The following is a 4,992-nucleotide window of genomic DNA, read 5'->3' on the forward strand; positions in this document are numbered from 1 at the left end:
GCGCGACGCACACGGCGAGACTCAAATCAGACGACTACACATGTAGAACTGTACGAAAAAGGCTTGTGGACGCGGGTTCAAATCCCGCCAGCTCCACCACACAAAATTGGCCCTACCAAAGGGACAATGGGTAATCAAGGGCGACAATAAGTCCCTATGTCCCCCAATAATTAACATTATTGGGGGATTTTTATTTTCAAAATTCGTAATTTTTAGCTAGTTGTTTTTTAAAAATTAATTCGAGCTTCTAACGCTCTAAAGTTCATTCTTAGTCAACTGTGACTGGCTATTTGTTCTGAACTTCCCACGTTTTTAAGAAAATCATTTGAAATCAACAAGTTAGCCTTGTGGACGCCCTTTAAGGCTAACTTCTCTAATGAGCAACAAATAGCTCGAACGTAGTGCAGTGCCTTGTGGACGTTTTTGACCTATTTCGAGCTAGTTGTTGCTATCTGTGAGGTCGAATCAGCGAGTTCTTTTCAAACTCGATGACGTCTTCCAATCTGTACAACACCTTGCTACCCATCTTTGTGTACGGGATGCCAATTCCATGTGAGCGCCAGTACTGCAAACGAGAGGATGAGCAATGCCATCGTGACGCCAACATTTGCTCAGTGAGCAAATCTGGATCGGGTGGTGGTGGCGGTTTTCGTTTGGGCGGATTCACAAGGGCACGAATGGTTGCCTTATCAGGTAGCCATTCTTTGAGTTTGCTTTCGTACTCTGGATGTCTCAGTAAGTAGTCGAGGTTCATACGAAACACGAAGAGCTTGTCTTCTTGAAGTTTGACTCGGCGTCGTTCATTTATTTCATCTTCGCGCTTGGTCATTCAACAACCCTAGAGTTGCGAAATTGAATGGCAGCTTTCATGAGCTCATGAGCGATCGATGTATTTTCAAATGCATACGGAATCTGTGCACTGCCATCACAAAGTGCGAAAGCCCAATTCCTAACTTCGGCAAAACTAAAGCGAATAAGCTTTTGGACTTTTGTGTGAGGCACTTTAAGTCCCTCTCGGATCTTCATGTTTGCGAAGATGTACAGAGGCAAGCCAGTGGCTTGGGCGGTTTGTTTCATGGATAGAAGGTCATCGCCGTAGGTTGTATAGATGTCACCTGGTCGTGACGATGTTGAGTCCCGCATCGATTTGTTTTCGAAGACCATGATCTCGTCGATGGGGTAGCGGACGCATTTCGAAAATTTGAGGAAGTGAGGGCCTCGACCATCTGTTCGCCAGCGCTGTAATGTCTTGGGACTTAGGTCCCAGCGCAGTGCTAACTCGACTTCGGTGAAATATGCTTTTTCCATTTCGTAACTCCTTTTGTTAATGGAGTTACGGATTCAATACGGAATTGGCAGCCTTAGATTCATTCTCTAGATGGCTGTTTTAGGCTGATTGCAGCCATTCGCTTGGGTGCCGCCCGACTGATGGACGGATCTACCCGTCCCAGTAACACGAGTGGGACAGCGGTTTGTGCTCCTGTACGATCAGCAAATGACGATACCAACCCGTGCACGAACTCTTTGACTGGATGCTATCTTCTACGAAGCCAAATAGAGAGGGGCAGAAATGTTTGAATCGATTGAGCCATTAGACACATACAACAAGAACATCAACATACTCATTGGCTCTGGAGCTTCGGCGGACTTATTCCCAACTCTTGCTCTCGCAATCAAGGGATCTAAAGGTGAAAGGGAGACGGTTGAGACTCTTGCCGCTAGGTTTGAGAATTCGCAGGAGAAGCTAACTGCCTTGTTCATGCACTACTACAACACGTGCATTTTTCCGGTTCAAACCTTCACTCCCAGTGCAGTTTCATCCGACAAGGGAAAAGTCAATCTTGAAAATTATGAAATCTTCCTGAAAACCCTTCTTGGGCTGATGGACAGAAGGAAGGATCTCAATCGTAAGATCAACATCTTCACGACCAACTATGACGGATGCTTGGCTTACAGTGCCGACAACCTTCTCATGAAGGGTTCGCATGATTTTGTGGTCAACGACGGTACTTCAGGTTTTCACACAAAGCACCTGCATGCTAAGAACTTCAGCACCTTTCAGTGCCAGACAGGTATTTTTGAGCGAAGTAACTACGGAGTCCCACAGCTAAACATCATCCATCTCCATGGTTCTGTCTACTGGTCAAAAAGTGGCGACAAGATTGAAGTCAAGTATGCCAACGACTTCAGGAGCATGATCCATCAAAAGACGCTGGAGAAGATTGGTAAGTTTTCCGAGTACCTTGTGACTGATGGTGGCAGCACGGCGAATATTCCATCTGTAACCTTCACGTTTGAACAAAGAGAAAAGTTCTGGACCGAGTACAACAAACTTCCCATCGTCAACCCTACCAAGTGGAAGTTTCACGAGACGGTCTTTGAAGAGCATTACTACCAGATGCTCAGGTTCTTGAGCTACGAGCTTGAGAAGCCCAATTCCATCCTAATCACTTTCGGTTTTTCCTTTGCTGATGAGCACATCAGAAAGCTAGTGCAACGCTCCCTATCCAACCCTCAACTTCAGACATTCATCTGTTGCTACAGCCAAAGCAGTGCCGAGAGCATGAGAGAGGAATTCAAGCTCTGGAAGAACGTGATCGTCATCGGTCCGCCTGATGGTGAAAAGCTGGACTTCACCAACTTTAATAAGTACATCTTCTCCCTTAAGCCTGAGAAGTATGAAACACCGTTTAAAGACAAGGACGCTCTATGAGCATCGTCGTAGGCGAAGTTATTGCCGTATCAGGCATTCGCATATCACTGCGCATCTTTGAAGACTCTAGCCATGAAACTATTTTCTATGATGGAGTGAAGTACAGAGGTGTATCGCTCAGAGAGCATGTCTCCATTCAACGCGGTTTTATAGACATTGTTTGTCTTGTAGAAGGCGAATATCTTGATGAACGCAAGATGGATGCTGATGCCGATAAGACTCAGTACATCCGCAAGGTAGAGGTTCGCCCCATTGGCTACATTGTGGATGACAAGTTCTTTGAAGGCGTGAAGTACATGCCGATGATCAGGGATAAGGCATCTCTGCTCAGTGAACTCATGGTGGGTGAAATTTACGGCACCGATGGCAAGAGCAACTTTTCCATTGGCTCAATGCTTAAGGAAAACGTACCCATCAACCTGCCATGGGCACGAATTTTTAACAGCCACCTTGGAATTTTTGGCAATACGGGCAGCGGCAAGTCCAACACCCTGGCAAAGCTCTATACAACTCTCTTCAACGAAAAGCTTCCCGCTCTCAAGCACAAGAGTCAGTTCGTCATCATTGACTTCAATGGCGAATACACCGAGGAGCAGATCCTGCCCGCCAAGGACAAGCAGATAACGGTGCTGGATTCCAAGAAAGGTAACCACAAATTCAAAATTGAGGCCTCCCATTTCTGGGATGCTGAAACCCTCAGCTTGCTCTTTCAGGCCACGACCAACACTCAGCAACCATTCCTACGGCGCGTTCTAACTGGCAAGGAGAGATTCAAGGGCGTGTCACTTGAGCGTTACATTGAAAAAACCTTTGAGAAGGTTTTCAGTGCTGGTGAGCCAAAACCTGATGCGCTTGAAATGAGCCGTGAGATAGCCAGAATCATTGATTGCGAAGAACTGCAAGATCACCTAAAGGGAATCATCTACAACTCTAAGCACAAGTATTTCAAAGATGCAGACGGCAACTTCTATAACTCTGACAGTGACGGTTTTGTAGCCCATCTCAAGCCACTCCTAGAGCAGCACGTGGATGTTGCCGACATGGACCAGTTCACAGAACTTATTCTGAGGTGCTACCTTCAGCTTTGTTCAGATGTCGTGCTGGGATATGCCCAATACGAGCACATTCAGCCGGTGCTTTCTAGAGCGAAGTCATCCATCGCAGCCCTTAGCAACGTGCTTGAAATCGTGGATGTGCCACCACCGCCACATCTACTGCATGTCATTTCGCTCAAGAAGTGTAAGAATGAAATCAAGAAAATCTTACCGCTACTCATCGCCAAGAACTTCTACACGAATCACAAGGATTCAGAGAACTTAAAGAGCCCCCCAACCAGGACTCTTCATCTCATAATTGACGAGGCTCACAACATCCTGTCGGAACAGTCCACCCGCGAGCATGAAATTTGGAAAGACTACCGACTTGAGCTTTTTGAGGAGATCATTAAGGAGGGGCGCAAGTACGGCGTCTACCTCACTCTATCCAGCCAGCGACCAGCTGACATCTCGCCCACTATCGTTTCGCAGATCCACAACTTCTTCATCCACCGGCTGGTCAACGAGCGCGACCTCATGCTGTTGGATAACACCATCAGCACGCTGGACACGTCCTCCAAGGCGCTGATACCCACCCTTGCCAAAGGTTGCTGCGTGGTTACAGGCACGGCATTCGACCTTCCCATGATCCTGAAGATTGACCCACTGCTGAAGGAGCATCGCCCCAGTAGTGATGACGTCGACCTACAAGAGCTTTGGGCATTACCACCAGCCTGAAACCAACCTTCGATGCGGGCAGCGCTTACACGACAATGTCAGGTATGTGCTCGAAAGTGTTCGGTCGACAGATAACGCACGAACGATTGCAACCGCTGCATACCAGTCACACAGACTCAATATAAATGGCGCATAACCACCTTAATTTCGCACCACTTAACATGTGCGGCTTTGCTTAATGATTTGATCTTCTGAGACCTCAAAGTCAGATCGCTTGGTTGGTTTTCGATTACTGAACTTATGTGGCTGCACTTTTTCTATTGATTCAGATAGGCCGGCAAGGTCAAGGCTGAGTCCTAAGCCCGTGATGAGTCTGACCATCTTGCCAAGACTGCAATTTTCGGGATTAGCTTCTGCATCTCTAATGAAAGAAGAACTTACATCACACACAGATGCTGTTTCTTCCCGCGAAAGCTTTTGACGCTTGCGTTCGGCTTTTAAGGCTTTTGCCAATTCAGCAAGTAGGTTTTTTTCAATTTTCATTTTTGACCTCATGGGGTCATTTTC

Annotated in this window: 5 protein-coding genes and 1 other RNA gene; 3 read left to right on the forward strand and 3 right to left on the reverse strand. The window is 46.8% G+C overall.

From position 1 onward, the window contains the following. Positions 1–99: a transfer-messenger RNA gene (gene ssrA, locus B7Y67_RS10655) on the forward strand; the annotation flags it as partial. Between the two features lie 349 nt (positions 100–448). Here ssrA and B7Y67_RS10660 read toward each other — a convergent pair. Together B7Y67_RS10660 and B7Y67_RS10665 are read right to left on the reverse strand one after the other, a co-directional pair. Next, on the reverse strand, positions 449–829 hold the full coding sequence (locus tag B7Y67_RS10660) for a hypothetical protein (RefSeq protein ID WP_293598624.1): 381 nt from the start codon (positions 827–829) through the stop codon (positions 449–451). Continuing rightward, positions 826–1,143: a hypothetical protein gene (locus tag B7Y67_RS10665; RefSeq protein WP_293598625.1), complete on the reverse strand. Its 318-nt coding sequence runs from the start codon at positions 1,141–1,143 to the stop codon at positions 826–828. Before B7Y67_RS10665 ends, B7Y67_RS10660 begins: the two co-directional genes overlap by 4 nt. Positions 1,144–1,570: 427 nt before the next feature. On the opposite strand from B7Y67_RS10665, the gene B7Y67_RS10670 reads away from it, so the two are divergent. Together B7Y67_RS10670 and B7Y67_RS10675 are read left to right on the forward strand one after the other, a co-directional pair. Further along, positions 1,571–2,713 (forward strand): SIR2 family protein, encoded by a 1,143-nt coding sequence (locus B7Y67_RS10670; protein WP_293598626.1) that lies wholly within the window; start codon positions 1,571–1,573, stop codon positions 2,711–2,713. Further along, complete coding sequence (locus B7Y67_RS10675; protein ID WP_293598627.1) at positions 2,710–4,485, forward strand: ATP-binding protein; 1,776 nt, start codon at positions 2,710–2,712, stop codon at positions 4,483–4,485. The genes B7Y67_RS10670 and B7Y67_RS10675 overlap by 4 nt, the downstream gene beginning before the upstream one ends. Before the next feature lie 156 nt (positions 4,486–4,641). Here B7Y67_RS10675 and B7Y67_RS10680 read toward each other — a convergent pair whose 3' ends face one another. Beyond that, positions 4,642–4,968 (reverse strand): helix-turn-helix domain-containing protein, encoded by a 327-nt coding sequence (locus B7Y67_RS10680; protein ID WP_293598628.1) that lies wholly within the window; start codon positions 4,966–4,968, stop codon positions 4,642–4,644. Positions 4,969–4,992 lie beyond the last annotated feature (24 nt).

This window comes from Polynucleobacter sp. 35-46-11 (genome assembly GCF_002281105.1).